The organism is Streptomyces sp. NPDC059201 (genome assembly GCF_042754585.1).
Lineage (GTDB): Bacteria > Actinomycetota > Actinomycetes > Streptomycetales > Streptomycetaceae > Streptomyces.
The window spans coordinates 25,054-44,262 of record NZ_JBHZBB010000021.1; the positions used below are offsets into that span (position 1 = coordinate 25,054).

At 71.5% G+C, this 19,209-nt stretch carries 21 protein-coding genes; 11 read left to right on the top strand and 10 right to left on the bottom strand.

All coding sequences use genetic code 11. From position 1 onward, the window contains the following. Window positions 1-461: 461 nt before the first annotated feature. From ACFXMG_RS38205 to ACFXMG_RS38215, 3 genes are all read right to left on the bottom strand, one after another. Window positions 462-1,331, bottom strand: coding sequence for a hypothetical protein (locus ACFXMG_RS38205; RefSeq protein WP_384338979.1), 870 nt, complete (start codon window positions 1,329-1,331; stop codon window positions 462-464). Between the two features lie 269 nt (window positions 1,332-1,600). Further along, window positions 1,601-1,741 (bottom strand): hypothetical protein, encoded by a 141-nt coding sequence (locus tag ACFXMG_RS38210; RefSeq protein WP_384338981.1) that lies wholly within the window; start codon window positions 1,739-1,741, stop codon window positions 1,601-1,603. Between the two features lie 104 nt (window positions 1,742-1,845). Beyond that, window positions 1,846-2,847 (bottom strand): hypothetical protein, encoded by a 1,002-nt coding sequence (locus ACFXMG_RS38215; protein ID WP_384338982.1) that lies wholly within the window; start codon window positions 2,845-2,847, stop codon window positions 1,846-1,848. A 563-nt stretch (window positions 2,848-3,410) separates the two neighbouring features. Between ACFXMG_RS38215 and ACFXMG_RS38220 the strand changes: the two genes are divergently transcribed. Then, on the top strand, window positions 3,411-3,755 hold the full coding sequence (locus ACFXMG_RS38220) for a DUF6233 domain-containing protein (RefSeq protein ID WP_384338984.1): 345 nt from the start codon (window positions 3,411-3,413) through the stop codon (window positions 3,753-3,755). 15 nt (window positions 3,756-3,770) lie between these two features. Here ACFXMG_RS38220 and ACFXMG_RS38225 read toward each other — a convergent pair whose 3' ends face one another. Continuing rightward, complete coding sequence (locus ACFXMG_RS38225) at window positions 3,771-4,721, bottom strand: Ku protein (protein ID WP_384338986.1); 951 nt, start codon at window positions 4,719-4,721, stop codon at window positions 3,771-3,773. A 350-nt stretch (window positions 4,722-5,071) separates the two neighbouring features. Between ACFXMG_RS38225 and ACFXMG_RS38230 the strand changes: the two genes are divergently transcribed. Then, window positions 5,072-5,581, top strand: a complete 510-nt coding sequence (locus tag ACFXMG_RS38230; protein WP_384338988.1) for a hypothetical protein — start codon at window positions 5,072-5,074, stop codon at window positions 5,579-5,581. 319 nt (window positions 5,582-5,900) lie between these two features. Further along, window positions 5,901-6,296 (top strand): peptidase inhibitor family I36 protein, encoded by a 396-nt coding sequence (locus ACFXMG_RS38235; RefSeq protein WP_384338990.1) that lies wholly within the window; start codon window positions 5,901-5,903, stop codon window positions 6,294-6,296. A 756-nt stretch (window positions 6,297-7,052) separates the two neighbouring features. Here the strand turns inward: ACFXMG_RS38235 and ACFXMG_RS38240 are convergent. The 3 genes from ACFXMG_RS38240 to ACFXMG_RS38250 all read right to left on the bottom strand — a co-directional run bounded on the left by ACFXMG_RS38240 (window position 7,053) and on the right by ACFXMG_RS38250 (window position 10,772). After that, window positions 7,053-9,542: a Helicase associated domain protein gene (locus ACFXMG_RS38240; protein ID WP_384338992.1), complete on the bottom strand. Its 2,490-nt coding sequence runs from the start codon at window positions 9,540-9,542 to the stop codon at window positions 7,053-7,055. A gap of 3 nt (window positions 9,543-9,545) precedes the next feature. Next, window positions 9,546-10,070, bottom strand: coding sequence for a hypothetical protein (locus ACFXMG_RS38245; RefSeq protein WP_384338994.1), 525 nt, complete (start codon window positions 10,068-10,070; stop codon window positions 9,546-9,548). Window positions 10,071-10,148: 78 nt separating this feature from the next. After that, window positions 10,149-10,772: a hypothetical protein gene (locus tag ACFXMG_RS38250; protein ID WP_384338996.1), complete on the bottom strand. Its 624-nt coding sequence runs from the start codon at window positions 10,770-10,772 to the stop codon at window positions 10,149-10,151. 278 nt (window positions 10,773-11,050) lie between these two features. Between ACFXMG_RS38250 and ACFXMG_RS38255 the strand changes: the two genes are divergently transcribed. From ACFXMG_RS38255 to ACFXMG_RS38265, 3 genes are all read left to right on the top strand, one after another. Continuing rightward, complete coding sequence (locus ACFXMG_RS38255; protein WP_384338998.1) at window positions 11,051-11,203, top strand: hypothetical protein; 153 nt, start codon at window positions 11,051-11,053, stop codon at window positions 11,201-11,203. Window positions 11,204-11,274: 71 nt separating this feature from the next. Beyond that, window positions 11,275-11,826, top strand: coding sequence for a hypothetical protein (locus ACFXMG_RS38260; RefSeq protein ID WP_384339000.1), 552 nt, complete (start codon window positions 11,275-11,277; stop codon window positions 11,824-11,826). Window positions 11,827-11,910: 84 nt separating this feature from the next. Further along, window positions 11,911-12,174 carry a hypothetical protein gene (locus tag ACFXMG_RS38265; RefSeq protein ID WP_384339002.1) on the top strand — a complete coding sequence of 88 codons (264 nt, stop codon included), beginning with the start codon at window positions 11,911-11,913 and terminating at the stop codon, window positions 12,172-12,174. Window positions 12,175-12,331: 157 nt separating this feature from the next. Here ACFXMG_RS38265 and ACFXMG_RS38270 read toward each other — a convergent pair whose 3' ends face one another. The 3 genes from ACFXMG_RS38270 to ACFXMG_RS38280 form a co-directional block, all read right to left on the bottom strand. Further along, window positions 12,332-13,447, bottom strand: coding sequence for a hypothetical protein (locus ACFXMG_RS38270; protein ID WP_384339004.1), 1,116 nt, complete (start codon window positions 13,445-13,447; stop codon window positions 12,332-12,334). A gap of 302 nt (window positions 13,448-13,749) precedes the next feature. Further along, complete coding sequence (locus ACFXMG_RS38275) at window positions 13,750-14,286, bottom strand: GNAT family N-acetyltransferase (RefSeq protein ID WP_384339006.1); 537 nt, start codon at window positions 14,284-14,286, stop codon at window positions 13,750-13,752. Continuing rightward, window positions 14,283-15,566 (bottom strand): XRE family transcriptional regulator, encoded by a 1,284-nt coding sequence (locus ACFXMG_RS38280; protein ID WP_384339008.1) that lies wholly within the window; start codon window positions 15,564-15,566, stop codon window positions 14,283-14,285. The genes ACFXMG_RS38275 and ACFXMG_RS38280 overlap by 4 nt, the downstream gene beginning before the upstream one ends. A 162-nt stretch (window positions 15,567-15,728) precedes the next feature. Between ACFXMG_RS38280 and ACFXMG_RS38285 the strand changes: the two genes are divergently transcribed. From ACFXMG_RS38285 to ACFXMG_RS38305, 5 genes are all read left to right on the top strand, one after another. Continuing rightward, window positions 15,729-16,205, top strand: coding sequence for a DUF6415 family natural product biosynthesis protein (locus tag ACFXMG_RS38285; protein ID WP_384339010.1), 477 nt, complete (start codon window positions 15,729-15,731; stop codon window positions 16,203-16,205). Then, the gene (locus ACFXMG_RS38290; RefSeq protein ID WP_384339012.1) at window positions 16,202-16,420 is read left to right on the top strand and encodes a hypothetical protein; all 219 of its coding nucleotides are present in this window, start codon (window positions 16,202-16,204) and stop codon (window positions 16,418-16,420) included. Before ACFXMG_RS38285 ends, ACFXMG_RS38290 begins: the two co-directional genes overlap by 4 nt. A gap of 346 nt (window positions 16,421-16,766) precedes the next feature. Next, entirely contained in the window at window positions 16,767-17,084 is a 318-nt protein-coding gene (locus ACFXMG_RS38295) for a hypothetical protein (protein ID WP_384339014.1), read from the top strand. A gap of 94 nt (window positions 17,085-17,178) precedes the next feature. After that, entirely contained in the window at window positions 17,179-17,418 is a 240-nt protein-coding gene (locus ACFXMG_RS38300; RefSeq protein ID WP_384339016.1) for a hypothetical protein, read from the top strand. A gap of 906 nt (window positions 17,419-18,324) precedes the next feature. Beyond that, window positions 18,325-19,005: an HNH endonuclease family protein gene (locus ACFXMG_RS38305; RefSeq protein ID WP_384339018.1), complete on the top strand. Its 681-nt coding sequence runs from the start codon at window positions 18,325-18,327 to the stop codon at window positions 19,003-19,005. Window positions 19,006-19,209 lie beyond the last annotated feature (204 nt).

Genomic DNA, 19,209 nt, shown 5'->3' on the forward strand with positions numbered 1-19,209 from the left:
CCCCTGCGGAGGGGAAGAAGAGCGACCCGCGGTGGCCGGCGTTCGCCCGGCAGCGCGGATTCGACGTCGACCGGCCTGTGCAGTGGGAGTTGGAGGCCCTGGAGCCGGGCGAGCTGGCTCCGCCTCGGCGGCAACCACCGGGCCGCCGGCGACTGCGAGCCGCACGACAGGTGCTGATCAAGATTTCGAAGGGAAAGGGCACCACCTTCACCCCCCGCCAGCGCCCGGCGACCCGTGCCCGGACCGCCGCCCGGGACGACCCTGGCCCGGTCCGCGACCGATGGCTGACAGACCTCGCAGAATCCGCCGGAAGAGTCGGGGGTTGAGGAACAGCGACGTCAAAACGTGCGCTAAGCCCAGCCAACGCCTTCCTCGACTCGGTCACCCCAGAATCGACGCGGTGGAACTCGGCAACGGAGGCTGGCTCTGGGGACCAGCGGTACAGCCGTCGGCAGCTCCGGTCAGGGCTTGCGGCGGATGGTCTCAGTGGCGATCCACTGGACCAGGGTGACGGCAAGGTGCACGGCTGCCTGCGCCGCTTCGAGGGTGACGGGGGCACTGGTCAGTCCGCCGGGGTGCCGGTCACGGTGGCCCTCCCACAGGAGCGTGGCCATCGCCTTGAATGCCTCGGGGCCCGCCGGCTCCGCGTTCCCGCCAAGGATCACAAGCTCGAACTGGTCCGGATGCTCTCGGAGCTCGCGCAGGACAGTACCGAGTGTCGGCTTGTTCTGCGGCAACAGGAGCAGGGGGAGGGCGACGTCCTCGACGGCCTTCACCGAGTCGGTGTACGAGCCGCTGGGGTCTGCTTCCCGTGCGTACGCCTTCGCCCAGGCCGACGCCAGGTGCGCGGCTGCGTCGGGGCGGCCAGCGGCCACTGCGGCCTGCTGGGCGCCCGTGGCTGCGGTGGTCACGGTCGGGTCGACGGTTCGCTGGAGGTAGGCGCGCTCGTCCGGGCCTACGGCCACGGTGTACGCCGAGTTGCCGTCCTCAAGGATCTCCACGAGCTGTGCGGCCGGGTCGTGCTCTATGCCGCCTCGGTAGAAGGAATCCCTGAACGCCTCGCCGGTGATGTCCAGGTGCAGCATGCAGTCGATGACGTCCAGGAGCTGCTCGTCGGCGGTCCTGTCGGAAAGCTGCGAGGTAGCGTCGGAGCCGTCGGAGGGGATCCGCAGCTTCAACAGAACCCGACTGGAGAAGTGGGCTGTCGAGTACTGCTGTATCCAGTCCCGGAGCGGCCTGGCGATGTGGGGGGCAGCGGTATCGAACTGGGTCTCATCGATGGAAAGTCCCGCCTCGCGGGCGGACAGGCGCTGCCAGCTATTCGTAGTCACGAGGAGACCGTAGTGAAGTCTCTGGCACGAGCACCTCGGATTACGACCACAACAGCGGCTTGACGCGGTGATGGAGGTGCCTGGTGCCGGGTGCCGAGCTTGGAGACCCGCACGCCCCGATCCGCCCCTAGCGCACGATCTGGCATGGATGTTCCTCAACCCCCGATTCCGCGAGACACAACGCCCGCCGCCGGCGAGCGTCGTGGTGAGAGTGGAAGGCGTGAGGCCCGTAACCCCGAGGGTGCGGGCTTCACAAGCTTCCGGGGCGGTCACACCCAGCCGGTGTCGCCCCGTACGCCCCATTCGGGGTCGTAGCCCCAGCCGACGTCACCGGGCCGGCGGCCCCACTCCGGCTCGCCGGTGACGCCCCACCCGGTGTCGGCGTATCCCCATCCGCTGGCGCTGCTCATGGCAATCCCCTCCCTCGTGCTCGACGCCCTGTGCTGCGCCGATGGGCTGACCGTAACCCTCGGCCACGCCGTCCCGGAAGGGCAGGAACGTCTTCACGCCCACGTCAGGAGGCGTGTCGGTAGGCGCCTGCCGGTCGGACCACAGGGTGGCCCCAGCGTGAGTTCAGCCGGTCGAGTACCGGCTCGATGCGGAGCCTCGCCTCCCTCTCGGGGTCCAGGGAGAGCTGGGTACCCGGTCCCTCCTCGGCTGCCACCAGGTCCTCGGCGGTGAGGACGAGCCGCCGCACCCGGGCCCGCTGGAGCGCCATTCCGTCGAGGACTCGGTACGCCGTGCTGCGCAGGTCCTCGGTGTGTCCGGACGCGGCCGGCAGTGCCCGTGTCCGGGCGACGCGGGCTCCGCCGGCGAGGCCGACGGTGAGGGTGAGCTTGCGGGCGACCTGGTCGCGGCGCCGGATCCGCTCGCCGATGGTGACGACCAGGTCGAGGACGGCGGCGCGCACACTCGCCGCGTCGGTCTCGTCCCAGAAGAACGCGATGTGGGCGCTCGTCGACTCGGGCATCCGCTGCGAGGTGATCGTGCGGGGGTCGAGTCCGCGGGCCCGGTCACGCATGAGCCGGCCCTGCTTGCCGCCGAGGAGACGGCAGACGACGTCCTCGGGCATCGCCGCGAGCGCGCCGACGGTGTGCAGGCCAAAGCGGCGCAGGGTTGCGGCCTGGGCGGGGCCGATGCCGTGGAGCGCGTCGATCGGGAGCGGGTGCAGGAACGCCTCGGCGGCGCGGCGGTCGGGGAGGTGGAGCAGTCCGTTCGGCCCGGGGTGCGCGGAGGCGGTCGCGGCGGTCGACCAGGTGTCGGCCACGCCGACGTGGACGGGGACGTCGTACATCGCCAGGGCCCGCAGTTGGAACCGCTGTGCGAGGCGGCGGGGTGCCTCGCTGAACACCTTGCTCGCGCCGCGCAGCTGGGCGACGAACGCGGTCGGCGGGAGGGGCTGGACGACCGGCGTGTATTCCGCGGCGAGGTCGAGGACGTGCCGGTAGGCGTCCGGGCCGGTGTCGGGGTGGCACCGCACGTGCCAGACCACGTGGTCACGGTCGCGCTCGCTCATGCTGCCGCCTCCTCGTCCTTGCGGCGGGTGAGCTCGGCGTGGGCGGCGAGCCGCAGGTCGGCCCGGCCGCCGGCGTGCCGGGGCCGGGACCAGTACGGGTGGTAGTGCACGGCGGTCTCCCAGCGGATGAGGGCACGGCGGAGCGCGGCCGTATGTACGGGGCGGGGGACGGCGAGGGCCTGGTAGGCGGCGGTCGCCCGGATCTGCGCGGTGAGCAGGTCGAGGGGGAAAGTGGTGCGCTCCATGTCTAAAATAGAAACAGTGTTCGAATAGCGTTGGCAAGCCGTGCCACCCAGCCCAGGAAGGATCGCCCCGCCTACCCTCCGGGCAACGCCCTCCGCCCCGCCCCAGAAAGCCGTCGTCATGACCAGTCCCGCCCCCTACCAGCCCTCCCCGAAGAACATGCGGCCGGAGATGTGTCCGTCCGATCAGGTCGGGCTCTGCGCCCTCTGCCATGCCCGGTGCCACCGGTACGGCCCCGGCGGCTGTCCTCTGTGCCAGGAGTGCCAGGCGTCGGCGCCCGCGATGCATTTGACGCACCGGTCGCCTGCGCTCGTGTCGGTGTGACCGGGCAGATACCGCTCCCAGACGATCTGCCACAGCTGCGTACGATCGCCCGGTTCGCGGACATCCTCGGCACCGCCGCCCGGGCCCGGATCGCGGAGATCGAGGCCCGGCAGGCGGCGATGCGTCCCCAGCGGCCCCGGCTTGAGGGCCCGACCTGGGTGCTGGGCTACCTGCGCGAGCGCGGCCGCCCGGTCCCCGACCGGGTCCACCTCGGCGACTGCGGCATGGCCGCCAAGCACACCGAACCCCTCAGCCGGGACCAGGCGCGCGGCATCCTCGCCGAGGGCACGGTCGCCGCATGCCCGTACTGCCGGCCCGAGAACGAACTCGGCCTCGACTGACCCGCTGGGCGGCGGCTACGCGGACTTCCGCCGCCGCGTCGTTGTCTTCTTCGCCGGGGCCTTCTTCGCGGTCGTCTTCTTGGCCGCCGTCTTCTTCGCGGCCGCGGCCTTCTTCTTCGGCTTCGGCATCTCGTGCACCGTCGCCTCACCACCGCCGCCCTCGGGGGGCTCGCCCCGGCGCTCGCGAGCCTCCGCCACCGACGCCTCCAGCGCGGCCATCAGGTCCACGACCTGCCCGGCCGGCGCCCCCTTGCCTTCGATGGCCCGCGGCTCACGGTCCTCCGCCTTGGCCTCGATCACCTCGTGCAGGGCCTGGGTGTAGTGGTCGGTGAGGGTGTCGCCGAGGTCCGCCAGGCGCTCGACGGTCATCGACTCCAGCAGTGTGAGCGCCCGCTCGATCTCCTCCTCCGTGAGGTCCACCGGCGGCGGTGCGAGGCCGGCGGGGGAGCGGATCTCGTCGCCCCAGTGCAGCCCCTGGATCAGCAGGGCGTCGCCGTGGGGGCGCAGGATGCCGAGACGCTCGCGGCCGCGCAGGGCGTACTTCGCGACGGCGACCTTGTCGGTGCGGTCGAGCGCGCGGCGCAGGAGGACGTACGGCTTGAGTGCGACGTCGCCTTTGGCGCGTAGGTAGTAGTCGCCGGCGCCGTACTGCTCCGGCTTGATGGAGTCCGCGTCGACGAACGCGACGATGTCGACGGCCCGCGCGGTGGGGAGCGGCATCTGGTCGAGGTCGGCGTCCGTGACCGGGATCAAGTGGTCCTTGGAGACCTCGTACGCTCTGCCGATCTCGTCCTCGCTGAGCTCTTGGCCGTCGACCTCGCAGATCTTGCGGTTGCGGATGCGGCCGCCGTCCTCGGCGTGGATCTGCCGGAAGCGCACGTCGTGCGACTCGACCGCGGCCTCCAGCGTCACAGGCAGGCTGACCAGGCCAAACGTGACTGCGCCGCTCCACAAAGGTCGGGGCATCGACGTCCTCCAGACGCCCCCCAGGGCTGTGCCCTCAGGCTATGCAGCCCCGCGTCGTGTTCGCACGCCCCGTACGGCCGGACGCGGTCAGCGGCCGGTGACGCGGACCCGCAGCTCGTACCGGCGCCACGGCTGATCGCCTCGGCCTGCTCGGCGAGGCGGCGTGGGTGGAGCAGAGGAGCGCCGTGTCGTTTACCGATTCGGACAACGTATCGGTAAACAGCGGCCGCGCGCAGGAGATCGCAAATTTCTTGCGCTGACGCCAACAACTCTCCTAGAGTTGGCATTACCGCAATGGGGGATGATTCCTTGTGGAGCAATGAAGGATTACCGAGAGAGAGTTGGCGTAAATGACCACGTACAGCGTCACCATGCAGCACAGCCTCGACCAGGGCGCCACCTGGCGTACCGCGCCCCCGATCCCCGCCGGCCGCGAGTACCTCCGCCCGGGCGCCGAGGAGCTCGTGCCCCACGAACTCGCCGCCGACGTCCTGAACACCTTCTACCGCACGTCCCTCTACCACGACGACGGCACCAAGCCCATCCCCATCATCCAGGTCTTCGTCTGGGACGGGCCCGTCCCCCAGGGAGTCCCCCTCGCCACCTCCTCCACCGGCGTCGACAGCCAGTGGCAGGCCACCGCGGAGCTCCTCCGCGAGATCGCCGACGACATCAGCCACTTCGAGGAGGAGAAGAAGAAGCACGAGGCCCAGGTCGCCAGCGACCAGACCGCCATCAACAACGCAAAGGACCGGCTCGCCCGCGTCGCCGGCAGCGCCGCCCGCATGCAGATGCCCCAGGTCGCCATCGCCCACGCCGCCCGCCGCAGCCGCGAATGGGTCCGCAAGACCGTCAGCTGAACCGCCCGGAACCAGGAAGCGCCCGCCCTCACCCGAAGGCGGGCGCTCCGGCGTTCTGGGCACAGGGCGAATCAGGATGGCAAGAAGGCCCCGGGTACCGATCTTGCTCCGGGAAAGGTTCGTTTGTGAGAGCGCAGCCTTGGGGGAGCGGGGGCGTGCGTGGGGGCGCACCGGCAGGTGTCGTACGCCCTGGGCATGATCTCGTCCGCCCCATCAGCTGCCGGCCTGCGACCTGCCGCCGCTTCAGCGCCGAAGAGTAGGTTCTTGCTCGCTGATCTTCAGACGCGTGCCCTCGGGCAGGCCAATGGAAGGAGAACCGATGGGACAGGTACAGAAGCGGATACGGCTCGGGGTCGGTGCTGCTGTAGCGATCACCGCGAGCACGTGGCTCCTGCCGGCGCCCGCGACTGCTGCCGCCACCGCCTGGAACTGCAACACCGGCTCCTTCTGCGTCTACACCGGCGACAACGGCACGGGATCGGTCTGCGCGTGGAGCGGAGACGACCCGGACTGGAACAACGGCACCAGCCGGTGCAGCTGGTCGCCCGGCACCCGGGTCCAGTCCGCGTTCAACAACGGTACCTCCGGGGCCCCGGTGTCCGCCTACACCGCGATCAACTACGGCGGCACCCGGGTCTTCTGCCTTCCCATGGGCGGGAAGACCAACCTGGCCGGTGTGGGCACGTACTTGCGTTCCCACACCTGGTCCTGCTGAGCACTCAGCCGTCCCCTTCACCATCCTGCGGACAAGCTGGTCCGCCTGGGAAGACCGGCCGCCCCGGCCCGAGACCTACACCCCCGCCCTGATCCGCGGCGCGGAAGGCTGGGACCTGCGGCTGACCCGGCAACACTGGCAGCCCTACGAACTCAAGACGCCCGGGGAGCGAGGCGCACCCGGGCGCCTTGGTGCGTTCACCGCACCCGCTCGTATTCGCCGTCCGCGTCCCATCCAGCGTCGGGGTCGCCGTCGAGCAGACTCCCGTGTTCGGTGGATGCACGGCACCGCACGTCGACCCCGACAGCCCGCGGGATCACGGCCTGTCAAAACTTCTGACAGCAACACCGGTTTCCTGGGCCGTTCCTACTCGGACCCCGAGTTCCGCCGCAGCCCACGGAACGCGCATCGCCACCAGCACCGCGAGACGCGGGTCGGCTACCGCATCCAGTGGTACCAGTGGCGGCTCACCCTCCAGGACGCGCTGGAGACGATCCGTGAACTGGAAGCGTCCGGGCCGGAGGAAGGTGAGCCGGCAGGTGGCTGAGAAACCTCGTCAGCCCGTGGTCCTGGGGGAGCTCTCGCGATCCTCGCGCTCCTCTGGATCACGCGCTGCGGGTGCCCGCCCCGGCCGACCGCGGCGGCCGGGACCCAGCAGCCCAGCGGGCGCTCCGGCCCCGTGCATCTGTAGTTCTCCTCGTGCGCGGGGTTGGTGTCGGCGGGCGATGGGGTTGGCCGCTGGACCGGCTGTGCAGGTCAGTGTGTGTTGCGGGAGCCGCGGGCGGTTTTGAGGCGGGTGCTCAGTGCGCTCGGGGTGATGCCGAGTGCTGTGGCGAGGGCTTTCTGTTCGATGTGGTGGTTCTCCACGAGGTCGAGCAGGGCGTTGTTGAGGGGGCCGCCTCGCTGGGCGGGCAGGGCGCGGAGTGTGGCCAGTTCCTGGTCGGTGGGGGGCCTGCGGGTGGGTGCGGCGGTCCAGATCATGCCGAGTTCGTCGAGGGCGGCTCGGCGTTCGGGGGCGAGACGGGTACGAGCTTTCGCGGTGCCGTTGTTCAGGGCGCGCATGTAGGCGATGAAGTCGCCGAGGTTGTAGCCCTCGGGGTCGGTGTGGGTGACGGGGACGGCGAGGTCGCCGTGGCGTTCGCGGTAGCGGCGGCAGGCGGCGAGGCCGTGGTCGAAGCGGGCGTTCTGGAGGTTCCAGATCATGCCGAGTTCGTCGAGGGCCCGGACGATGTCCGCGGGCAGGGTTCCGGTTCCGTGCCGGGCCCGGCGGCTGCGGAGGGCGTTGCCGAGCCGGTACCCGTCGGCGGTGACGTGGTCGTGGGGAACGCGCAGGTGGCCATGGGCGGAGCGGTAGGCGCGGGCGGCGGCGAGGAGTTCCTCGGTGGCCTGGTCGAGGGTGTTCCAGACCATGCCGATCTCTTCGAGTGCGGTGATCCGCTCGGGGGCGAGGGTGTCCTTGGCGTAGGAGCGGCGCAGGACGTTGATGCGCAGGCCGAGGGGGAAACCGTCGGGGGTGCGGTGGTTCTGGGGGACGTCGAGGTGGCCGTAGGTGTCGCGGTAGGCGCGGGCGGCGTCGAGGGTGACGTTGAAGCGGTGCTCGTCGAGGTTCCAGATCATGCCGATCTTGGTGAGTTCGGTGACGCGGGCGGCGGGCATCCAGCCTTTGCTGTGGTGCTGGCGGGCGTTGCGGATCCACTGGCCGAGCCGGTGGCCGTCTTCGGTGACGTGGCCGGAGGGGACGTCGAGGTGGCCGTGGGTGTCGCGGTAGGCGGTGGCGGCGCCGAGTCCTTCCCACCACACGGAGGTGGTCTGGCGGACGAGGAGGAGGGCGACCTGGGCGGCGATCTGCCGGGCGGTGCCCTGCGGCAGTTCGACGGTGATCCTGGACGGCAGGGTGGGGTTGCTGGACGCGGCGTGGCTGCGCTGGACGTCGAGTTCGATGCCGAGCGGTTCGTCGTGGGCGCGCAGGGCGCGGACGACGTTCCAGAGGGTGGCGTAGTCGCCGGGGTCGAGGTCGCCGATCTCGCCGTCCTGCTCGGGTACGACGAGCGGCACGATGATGGTGGAGGGGCCCGGGGTGTCGGGGTGGCGCCGCAGGGCGCGGCCGACGGCCTGGACGATGTCGACGGCTGAGCTCTTGGGGTGGCTGAACAGGACGGCGTCGATGGCGGGGACGTCGACTCCCTCGCCGAGCAGGCGGGCGTTGGAGACGACAGTCCAGCCGCCGGCCGGCGGGGTGTGCAGGTGGGCCAGGGTCTTGTCGCGGAGGTCGTGGCTCATCTCGCCGTGGACGGAGACGGAGTGCGGGGCGGGCAGGTCGGGGGCGAGGCGGCGGGCGACGGCGGGAAGGGTGCGGGCGAACTCGGCGGCGTGCTCGACCCGGTGGTGGAAGGAGACCGCGCGCCGCACGCTGAACTTCTCGGCGGCGCGGACGAGCGCGGCCTGGGCGATGAGGGTCTGCAACGAGGGAGCGCCGGGGCCGCTGACGTACTCGCGCGTCTTGTCGGCGAGCAGGGCGCGGGCCTCGCTCTCGCGCAGGCCGACGACGTAGAGCCGGTAGTCCTCCAGGTAGCCCTCGGCGATGCCCCGGGCGAAGGAGTAGGAGTACAGGACGGGCCCGAAGACGCTGGTGTCGTCCATCGACAGGTGTCCGTGGCGTTCGGCGGCCGCGGCGTTGAACCGGGGGGTGGCGGTCATATAGAGGTGTCGCCGGGCCGGCAGGTAGCCGGGCTCGGTGATGCGCCGGATCGCTAGCTCGGCGCGGCCCGTCAGGTGGTGCGCTTCGTCGAGGATGCGCAGATCGAGCTCGGACGCCGTCTGATGGAGGGCCTGGTGAAGGCGGTCCGCGGAGGCGTAGGTGGACACGACAAGGCGCAGCGTGCCGGCGGCGGTGGGCCGGGTGAGCCAGGCGGCGATGGCCGGGGTGGCGGTGGTGGCACGGGCGGGAACGTCCGGCAGGTGCGTGGGGGCGTCGGTCACAGTGTCGTCCCAGCACACCGCGAGCACGTCCAGCTCTGTCCCCGCCGGGTGCAGGGAGCGCCAGGTGGTGATGGTCTGGGCGACCAGGGCGATGGAGGGGACCAGCACCGCGACGGTACCGCCGCGGGGCAGGAGCCGTAGCGCGGCCTGCTGGCCCATCAGGCTCTTGCCCGATCCGCAGGCGGCGTGCAGCTGTCCCGTCCCGCCGGGGGCGAGTGCGCGGGTGATCGCGGTGACGGCTTCGTGCTGGTAGGGGCGCAGTTGCACGGGTCAGTCCTCGGTGGTCGGCAGGGCGGCGACGTCGTCGCGCAGCAGCGCGTCGATGACTGCGAGGGCCTGGACGCGGGTCCAGGTCCGGCAGGCGGCGGCAAGCGCGGGCGCGTCGTCGTAGTCGTCGTCCAGGTCCTCGACCTCACCGGCCAGCAGCGGGCCGGGGTCCTCGATCCAGGTGGGGTCGATGAAGGTGCCCCGGACGATGTAGGCCAGAGCCTGCCAGTGGACGGCGGGCAGCGGGGGGACGTCGCGCAGCTCGGCGGCGAGGAGCCGGTCGAGGGTGTCGTAGGGCAGGCCGCGGTGGGGGTCGCCTGCGTTGCGTGCGCGGGAGATGGCCTGGCTGATGGTCTTCTTGCTGACGCCGAGTTCGTCGGCGATGGCCTTGGGGCCGCCGGGGCCGCGGCGGGCGGCCTCGTCGGCGATGGCGCGGGCTTTGTCGTCGGCGCCGGCGGAGCGTTCCCGGGTGCCGTGGTCGATGCGCTGTTCGGCCGCGCCGATGAGGGTGAGGTAGTCGTCGGTCATGAGGGTGCCCTTCCAGGGTGGCGGGCCCGGCCGCGCGGGTGCGGCCGGGCCGGGAGCGAGGCGGTGGCGCAGGAGGTGTCAGTCCTCGTCGTCCGTGGCCGCGTTGCTCCGCAGGTCGCGGAGGTAGGCGTTCAGGCCCACGACGACGACGGTGTCCGAGGTCCGGCCGGTGCTGTCGCAGTCGGCCATGTCGGCGCGGATCTGCGCGGCGATCTCGTCCAGCCGCTCGTCGGTGGTGTCGGCGGTGATCTCGTACTCCTCGGCCTCGCAGCCGTTGGTCGCACCGTCCAGGTCCCACACGGCGATCAGCTCGGCCGGATCGACGGCGTACTTGTCCTCGTACCGGGCGACGATCTCCTCGATCTCCTCCTCGGCCGCGACAGCGTCCTTGCCGAGACGGGCGACCATGTTGTTGCCGTCCCAGACCTCCTCCCAGTCGGCGAGCATCCGCTGGGCCAGCGGGCCGATCTCCGCGAGGAGCCGGTCGGCGGCCGCGCCGGTGAGCGCGGGAATGCCGTAGCGGCGGTCGAAGCCGTGGTGCACGGAGGCCGGGGCCCCGCTGCCGATCTGGGAGTCGGTGTCGGCGTAGAGCTGACCGGCCTTGAGGTCGAGCTCCAGGTAGGCGGGCTGGGGCTCGTTCTGGCCGTTGTACTGGAGGTGCAGCTCGGTGGCGCCGGTGGGGAGGATCGACAGCTCGGTCATGGCGGTTACCCTTCGGGGTTGTCGGGCCGGTCCTGCAAGACCGTCCCGGACGGGTGTCGGAGGGGTCTCTCCCTCCGACACCCACCATCATAGTTACCCCATGGGGTAACCGATACCCCTTGGGGTAAGGAACTCGTGTTCGAGGACTAATCCCCCAGGCCCTCCACCGACCTGTCAGACCCTCATGGCACGCTGAACGGGTCCGGCGGCGCCCCCATCACCTCGAAGCCGATGCCGCCGCCGGGCATCCTTCCCTCCACGCAGCGACGGAGCGCGCCATGGACGACTACCGCATCACCTGGACCCAGGCGGGCCGCGAGGGCCGTCAGGAGTCCGTCGTGAAGTACAGCGAGACAGCGGCCGAGGACTACGCCGGCTACAAGCGGGACGAGCCGGGCGTCACTGACGTCCGTATCGAGCCCGTCCGCTGACGCAAGGGCCTGCCAGGATCGCCTTGTCCAGGGCCCGAGCCCCCTGACGTCGCTGACTCGTTGGTCCGGCCATGGAGCACTCGACCCCCCGTTTCCTCGGGCCCTTCGCGCGTTCACCGCACCGGCACTACGGCCCGCGCATCATCATCAGCGGATTCCTCGCCAGCGCCCTTCTCACCTGGGTGTTGCCGGACGGTCCTCTGCGCAGCATCCTCGGCTGGGTCACCACCGCCGGCACCGCGCTGGGCTGCGTTCTGTGGATGGGGCACCTCCGCGGCCCCCTGTGCGAGACGTGCATCAGCGAGATGCCCCTCGACGCCGCAGAACAAGCGCAGACCAGGCTCCCGCTCCTGCGCTACACCCACTGGATCACCATGTGGCGCAGCTTCGGCATCCTCGGGAGCCTCTACGCGCTCCCCCTGATCCTGCTCGCAGTGGCCGACAGCGACAGTCGGCTCATCCGGATCGTCAAGCCCCTGCCGGCGGCCTACCTGGCCGCGGAGATCTGGAGCACCCAGACCCACCGCAGGCTCCAGCCCTGGTGCCCGCTGTGCCGCCGCCGCGGCCCTGGCCACGACGAGAACGTCGACACCCCAGCCCCAGTGGTCCCGCAGAACGCCTGACCCACCGGGAAGTGTCAGTCCCGGGCCCTACCGTCGAATCGAGGGCCCGGACCGGCCGGGCCACCCACCCCGCGGGAGACCGCCATGGGCACCCTTTCGATCCCCGCCGACGACGTGCACCGTCTCCTCGACGACAGCGCCCGCCCCGCCGTCGGGTCCTACCAGCAGGCGTTCGCCGACATCGCCGCCACGCATCGCGGTCGGCCCGTCGCCGAGATCGTCCCCCTGCTCCGTCGCGCCGCCGACGTCGCCCTGCTCGGCTTCACCGGAGCCGACCTCGCTGAGCAGGCCGAGGCGATCAGCCGTGGCGCCCGGTACGAGCTGCGGGTCCGCGTCACCGGCCGCTGACCGCGTCCGGACGCACGGGGCGTGCGGGGCCCCCTCGCTCCGCCCGCGGACCTGGAGGAGAGCTGGGCGGCATGCTTCGAGGTGCGGATCCTCGCCGAGGGCAGGGTGGCCGCGTGCCCGCCGCCCGAGAACGACCTCGGCCTTTCCCAGCCTCGGTCTAGATGGATCCCTTTGTGATGTTCCTGGCGAGCTGGGCGACGCGCGCGGCGGCCTGGGAGATCCTCGCGGTCTCGACGTTCAGGGACTCCGCCTCCGGGGAGTGCTGCTCCAGCCACTCCCGCGCGGTCGACAGCAGGCTGGCGGCGTCCCGGAGCACGGTGGCGACATCCGCGAGCCCGTCGGGCAGCGAGCCCGACTCGATCCGCTCCTCGGCACGGTCGTAGACGCCGTACGGCGGCAGGTCCCGGCGGACGGCCACAGCGGCCTGCGCAGCCGGATCGGCGCCGGCGGGGACGTACACCATGCCCAGTTCCAGGCCGGGCGTCATGTGCGCGTCCTCGGTGCCGATGGCGCAGACGAGCCCGGTGACGCGCGGGGTGACGGTGTAGACGGCGTCCCGCTCGTCGGGATCCGCGCGGACGAGATGGTCGAGCGCGAGCGGCATGTCCGAGGGGAGCCGGGCGAGCAGAGACGCGAGGGCGCCGACGCTGCCGAGCATCGGATGGCCCGCCACCGTGGCGGCCAGGCGCTGCTCCTCCTCGGGCGCAGGCCTCTGCCCGGCGCCCGCGGGCATGGCGGGCCTCCTTGCGGGAGTCGGCTCGGTGCGGGCCAGCGTCTCGGCGAGGCCGAGCTGCTCGGCGAGGCTCCGCCGCAGCCCTGGCTCGGTCCACTGCTGGGCGGACTCCGGCAGGGCGTCACGCTCTCCCCGCAGCAGAGCCGGGAGCAGTCGGAGGATCGCGGCCGGCGCGGCGAGCAGGGGGACGGGCAGAGGCTCCAGCCAGACGGCGCCGGGGATGTACGGGCCCTCGATCGGCCCGTACTGCCAGCCGGAGACGGAGTCCCAGCGCACGCACACGCCCTCCGGCCAGTGCGTGGCGGAGACGACCGGCTCGGAGAGGACCGGCCGGTCGTAGGGATCCAGGGCCGTACGCGGTTCGGTGTGCCGGTAGTAGAGGTGCGCGACGAGGTGATCGCCCTCGCGGTCGGCCTCCCACTCGTCCGGCGCGTACCGGCCGGAGGGCCCGCCGTCGATGTGCGCGACGGCCTCGACGTACTGCTGGTGGGGAAGGCCCGGCTGGTCGGCGGGGGCGGGTTCGCGGTCGCGGTCTGGCATGGGTGTCCCCTCGGGTGGGCTGGGGCTGTGCGGCTCGGCGGCTGACGATCGCCCTAGGTGTCGCAGCAGGTTAAATGTTGTGGTGGCTGGTGTGCGCGGCGCCGGCATCGGCTCCCAGGCGGTGGATGCCGCTGACGGCTTGTCTCCACCCACGGCTCGCGGTGGCCGTCCTCCGTCGGGGAATGAACGGCACCAGCATGACGACGGAGTGCAGGCGTTCGACCGGGCGCTGCCGGGGCCCCGGGCAGCGGCCGACGGAGCCGCCGGCCGAAGGGAAGCCCCGGACGCTTGTCGCCCGGGGCCTACGCCTCGTGGCCCGCCTCCGGTGCCAGGCTGCGGAGCATCACGGCGAAGTTCGGGGAATCGGGGAAGGGCTGGCGTCGGCCGATGTCCCTGTAGCCCCATTCCTCGTACAGCGCCTTCACCTTGGGGTGGCCGGGGTCGACCAGGAGCTGCGCGAGCGCTTCAGGACGGGCGGCGAGCAGCGCGGTGTGCAGGAGCCCGGCGGCGCCGGTTCCCCTCCAGTGGGGACGGACCATCAGCTCCGAGACGGAGAACGTCGCATCGTCGGCCGGGGCCCGGTCAAGGTGCTCGCGCCACCACTCCCGACCGCGTGTCGCCGGCGCCCCGTAGGCGAAGCCGACCGGCTCGCTCCCGTCGTAGCCGATGACGCAGGCGAAGGAGGGGCTGCTGCCCCAGTAGTCGACGAACCATGGAAACCTCTGGACGAACTCGTCCTCCATCTCAGCCGCGTAGGCGTCCGCGTGCACGTCGAGGAGGGTCTGCCGTATGACCGGCAGGTCCGCGTGGGTGAAGCGGCGGATGTCGATCGAGGTCATGAGCTGCTCCATTGGGTGCGGTGCTGGTCCGCCCACGTGTGGGCGAGGGCCGGGGACAGGGCGAGCAGGTCGCGCTGGAAGTCGCCGAGAAGCAGCCGCATCCGTCCGGGGAGCGGCGTGCCGGCCATGATGGCGAAGACGTTAGTGCTGGTCGCATGCGCCTGTTCGGCGTCGCCCTGGTGCAGCTGCGCGAGCGCGAGCCGGACGGTGGTGTAGGCGCGGTTGCGCCGGAAGTTCTCCGGCAGGCAGGCCAGCGACCGGTAGGAAGCGGCCTCTGCCTCGGCGGCGTCACCGACGACGTCGTGCACGATCGCTGACAGAGAGTGCAGTTCGGCCGGCCCGTAGAACGCGATCCATGAGGCGACCGGCTGCGCGAGGTCCGCCCGGGACAGCCAGTGCTGTGCGCGGCCCAGCGCGGCGAGCGCGCCGCGCCGGTCGCCGCTGTGCGCGAGCCCGACGGCGATGCGGGCATGGGCAAGGGAGGCATGCAGGGGGGAGCGGCGGGTGACGGCAGTGGCCTGGGCGGCCTGGGCCGCCGCGACGGCCTCGGCATAGTCGCGGCGCTGCCGGGCGAGCATCGCCCGCAGGTTCCACGCCTGCATCAGCCGCTCGGAGTCCTGCGCCAGGCCCGCGAGCGCCAGCGCCCGGTCCAGATGAACGCCGGCGCCGTCGAGACGGCCGGCATCGATCAGCGACCAGGCGGCCGTCGAGGTGAAGTCGGACGCGAGCGCGTACAGCCGCCGGCGGATCCTCTGGGGGGCCGACTCCTTCTGGAGCCGAAGCGCTTCGGCGGCGCCGGACAGCGCGGCCTGATCCAGGCCGTGGCCGCCGCGGTCGGCGTCCTGCGCGATCAGCCGCTCGACACCGTCGCGCAGCCGGATCACATCGGCTGTGCCCACCCGCGAGGGACGGGACGGGGCGAGAGCCGCCAGGGGAAGGGCGGCGGCCGCGGTGCCGGCGGCCGCGCCGAAGAGCGTGCGACGGTGCATGTCGGGATCCTCGGACAGCGCTGGGTCGGGTGCGGGCTTGCGCCGGGGCACGAACCCTAAGGCCGTCACGGGAAGTCCGCTGACCTGCTCCAGCGCGATCCGGTACCTCTGCTGAGGCCAGCGCGTCTCGGCCGAGCGCCACTTGTGGACCGTGATCTCCGATAGTCCCCGCCCCGGCCCGGTCCGCTGTGTCAGCCGCCGCACGGCGGCGTCCAGTTCCTTCGCGAGCGCGGGCGCCGACCACCCTTCACGCTCCATCCAGGCGACGAATGCCTCGTTCCGCTGAGCCATCCCCTCACGGTAGAGCGTCGGGGCATCCCGCCAAAGGTCAAAGAACAGTCAAGTCGCTAGGGAACGGGCGGGAAGGTTCCGCGACTTCGCTATGCACCCGCCGCCGGTTCGCGCGGTTGGCTGGAGGCAGGACGCCGACAGCCCACCCCAGGAGGCAGACCCGTGCCCGACACCCACCCGCCGCCGGACTGCCGCCCCGAACCACGCGGTACGGCGAAGCGCGCCCGGACCGTCTACGACCCGACCGGTACCCTCGACACCCGCCTCCCGCTTGACCGCGCCCCGCACGAACAGTTGGCGGCAGAAGTTCTCGGCTGGGGGCGCGAAGGCGGCACGCCGCCTGCGCGGGCGGACATCGACCAGGCCGCTCTGGTCCTCGCCGGATACGCCCGCCTCCTCGTCGATGAACTCCGCCGCGCCACCGCCGCCGTGCCCCAGACCACCTCGGCCGGGGAACGGGTCCAGGAGGTGTGCACGGAAGCCGCCTCCCTGCTGGCCCGACCGGCTCTCAGCCCGACCGGCGCCCTGGACCCCGCCCTGGTCCGCGCCCGTCTTGTCGTCGGCCTGCACGCGGAACTCGACCGCCTCCGCCCCACCAGCCCATGCGGCCCGCGCCCGGCGGGAGGCGAGAGGCCATGAGCCTGTTGCACTGCCCGCACCGCTGGCTCGGCCGCGACGTCGAGGACACGATGACCGGCCGCCGCGGCATCCTGCGGGCCGTCGCCCCCGAAGGCGACGACCCCAGCCCCAAGGCATGGTTACTCCCGGCCGGCGGCGGTACGGAGTGGACCACTGACGTCTCCGCCCTCGCCGACCCCGCCCCGATCACCCCCGCCACCCATCCCGCCCCATGAGCACCAACCGCCGCCGAAAATGCCGCCGACGGCCACCTCCGTGGTGGGCCTGGTGGCAGACCTGGGTCCTGACTGCGGCCCTCGCCGCCCTGGCTCTGGTGCTCGCACGGCCGCTGTAGAGCCCGTGTCAGCGTTCACGCAATTCCCCATCTCGACCTCCATTGTCCCCACGCGCTGGCATCGCCACGACCGTGCCGGCTGAGGGGGGCCGCCCGAACTCGAAGTGCGCGGGCCGAGGCGGGCCGTCAAGGACGCCTGCGGTGATGAGCTGCGCTCATCCTTGACTGCCCGCCCCGCCCCTGAACCTCGGCTGACTATCGGGCGGCCGACTCAGCTGTGCATTCCGATGGGAACGACGGTTCAACTCCGCCTTCCCCATGGCCCATGCCGTGACAAGAATTCTGAGCACCTGGCGCTCATCCACCACTGGGTCGAGGGCGAAACCGTCAACAACGCAGTCGGCATCAAGATCGCCGGCGGCTCGGTCGACGACCGGACCAAGATCGTGCTTCTCGATGAGGACGGAATGCCGCCCGCCGTCATACGCAAATCCGGCGGCTCAGCCGGCCCGATTCGCCATGCCTACGAAGCGGTCCGCTCAACCGACGTCCGGGCCGGTTGGATCTACGCCTACACCGGCCCTGAGCCAGCCACCGAGAGCTGAGCAACAGTTTCGAACCGCTTGACCAAACGCATAGGGCCCCCGCACCGGACCGACGCCGCACCCCAGACCAAGCCGGGCGCCCTACGATGCACGCGTGACCACACCCGCACGCCGCTCCTTGGGTGACGGCCCCCGCACCCCGATCCGCGCCACCGAGGCCGACCTGGTCCGCGACCTGCCCGGCATCGGGTTCCCCGACCTCAACGGCCTGCGCGCACGGGGAGTCCTCGGCCCGCCGCCCACCCGTACGCCCGGCCGCAGGCGCCGCGCTCTGGGCGTCAGGGCTCCAGAAGCAGCACCGCAGGACGAACGCTCCTTCGTCGGCGATGGGTAACACACGGTAGAGGGGACGGTTGTGTCGGTGCCGGGTGGCAGAACCGGGCATGGACCTGATCACTTCCAGCGCGGCCGCCGCGGGCATCATGGCCGCCGGCAGTCCGCTCGGCGCCCTGATAGGCCGTTACCGGCCTGTGGGTGCGCCCCGCCTCGGCAGTAAGGAGGGCCGGGCCGCGGCGGACCGCCGGCTTCTGGACGCCTCCACCCGTTCCTTCGGCTACGGCTACCAGTTCACCCACCTGAGGCGGGAGGCGAAGCAGGCCGCGAACAAACTTTCATGGCGCAGGCCCCCGCTATGTGGGAGGTCGGCAGCGAACTACTCAGCGCGCTCAATGGGGTCCGTCTGTGCGGGAGCGTCCAAGTTATCGACGCCGCGGAGAAGCTCGTCGCGGCCGCCGGAGACCTGGAGCTGAACGCAAAGGACGAGGCCCTCTTCCAGCACCAGGCGGACGCGGTGGTCGCCGCACAGAGGGTCTTCCTCGACGTCTGCCGGGAGGAACTCTCCTACAACGCCCGCTGGTACCAGTGGTGGCACAAGCGCAAGGAGAGGAAGTTCTTCGCCAACACGCGTTCGGGTGACGTAAGGAACCTTCCTGAGAGCGGCCCCCGTCGGAGGTGCAGGCTCCGGCAGTGGCCGCTCGCTCTGTTCGTGGGAGACGGCGTGCTCGAAAGTGCCGGTCGCGCTGAGGTTCCTGGCGCGTTTCCAAGCAGGCGCGCCGACCAACCCAGCAGGGGTAGACCCCTTCCGCTAGTTCGGTGTAGACCAGCACCGGCAGGCTGTACGAGTGGACGTCAACCGGCAGTTGCGGCTGATCGTTTCGCCGGTGAATCCACCACCCGGATGACGGACCGTGCAGTACCTTTCCGTACGGCGCAGGCCACCGGTACGGCAGGCTCTGCGTTCGTGATCAAGAACCTCGCGCGCCACAGCGCCGCGCTTCTCCTCGCTCTTGCCCCCCTCACGATCTCCACTCCGGCCGTGGCCTCCCAGGCCGCGCCGGTGGCCGCGGGGGTTCTGCCGCTTGCCGACGCTGTCGGCCGGATCCCAGTCGCGGTCGAGGATCGCACCGGCTACGCCAGGGACAGCTTCAAGCACTGGAACAAGGGACTCGACCCCGCCGACGGTTGCCACACCCGCTACGAGGTCATGCTCAACGAGGCCATCGAGGCCCCCCTGGTCGGCGAGCGCTGCAAGTTGAGCGGAGGCCGGTGGTTCAGCTACTACGACGGCCGGACCCTGACAAAGCCCATCGACGTCGACGTCGACCACATGGTGCCGCTGGCCGAGGCGTGGGATTCCGGCGCGAGCGCCTGGACCGCGACGCGCCGGGAGGCGTACGCGAACGACCAGGACTCCGCGACGTCGCTCGTCGCGGTCACCGACCGCGTCAATCAGTCGAAATCTGACCGCGATCCGGCCGAGTGGATGCCACCGCTGCCCGAGGTCCACTGCCGGTACGCGGGGGAGTGGACCGCCACGAAGCTGCGCTGGGGACTGTCCGCCGACCAGGCAGAGGCCGACGCGCTCGCCGTGTACGCGGAGGCGTGCGAGACGACCGTGGTCCACTACACCCCCGCCCCGTAGGAACCTGGTCTCCACGCGCGGGCGGATCCACCCCCGCTCCGCCGCTACTCTGGCCCGGGCCCGCAGGTGACGACTGGTCAGGTCCCCGCTCCTGCGGGCCCGCCCCGGTCCCCCGCCCCCTGTGGCGGGGGACCGGCGGTTTCGCCCCGCCGCCTCACCCCGACGGCCCGGTCGCCCCCTGCGCCTCGGCGCAGGGGGCGACGT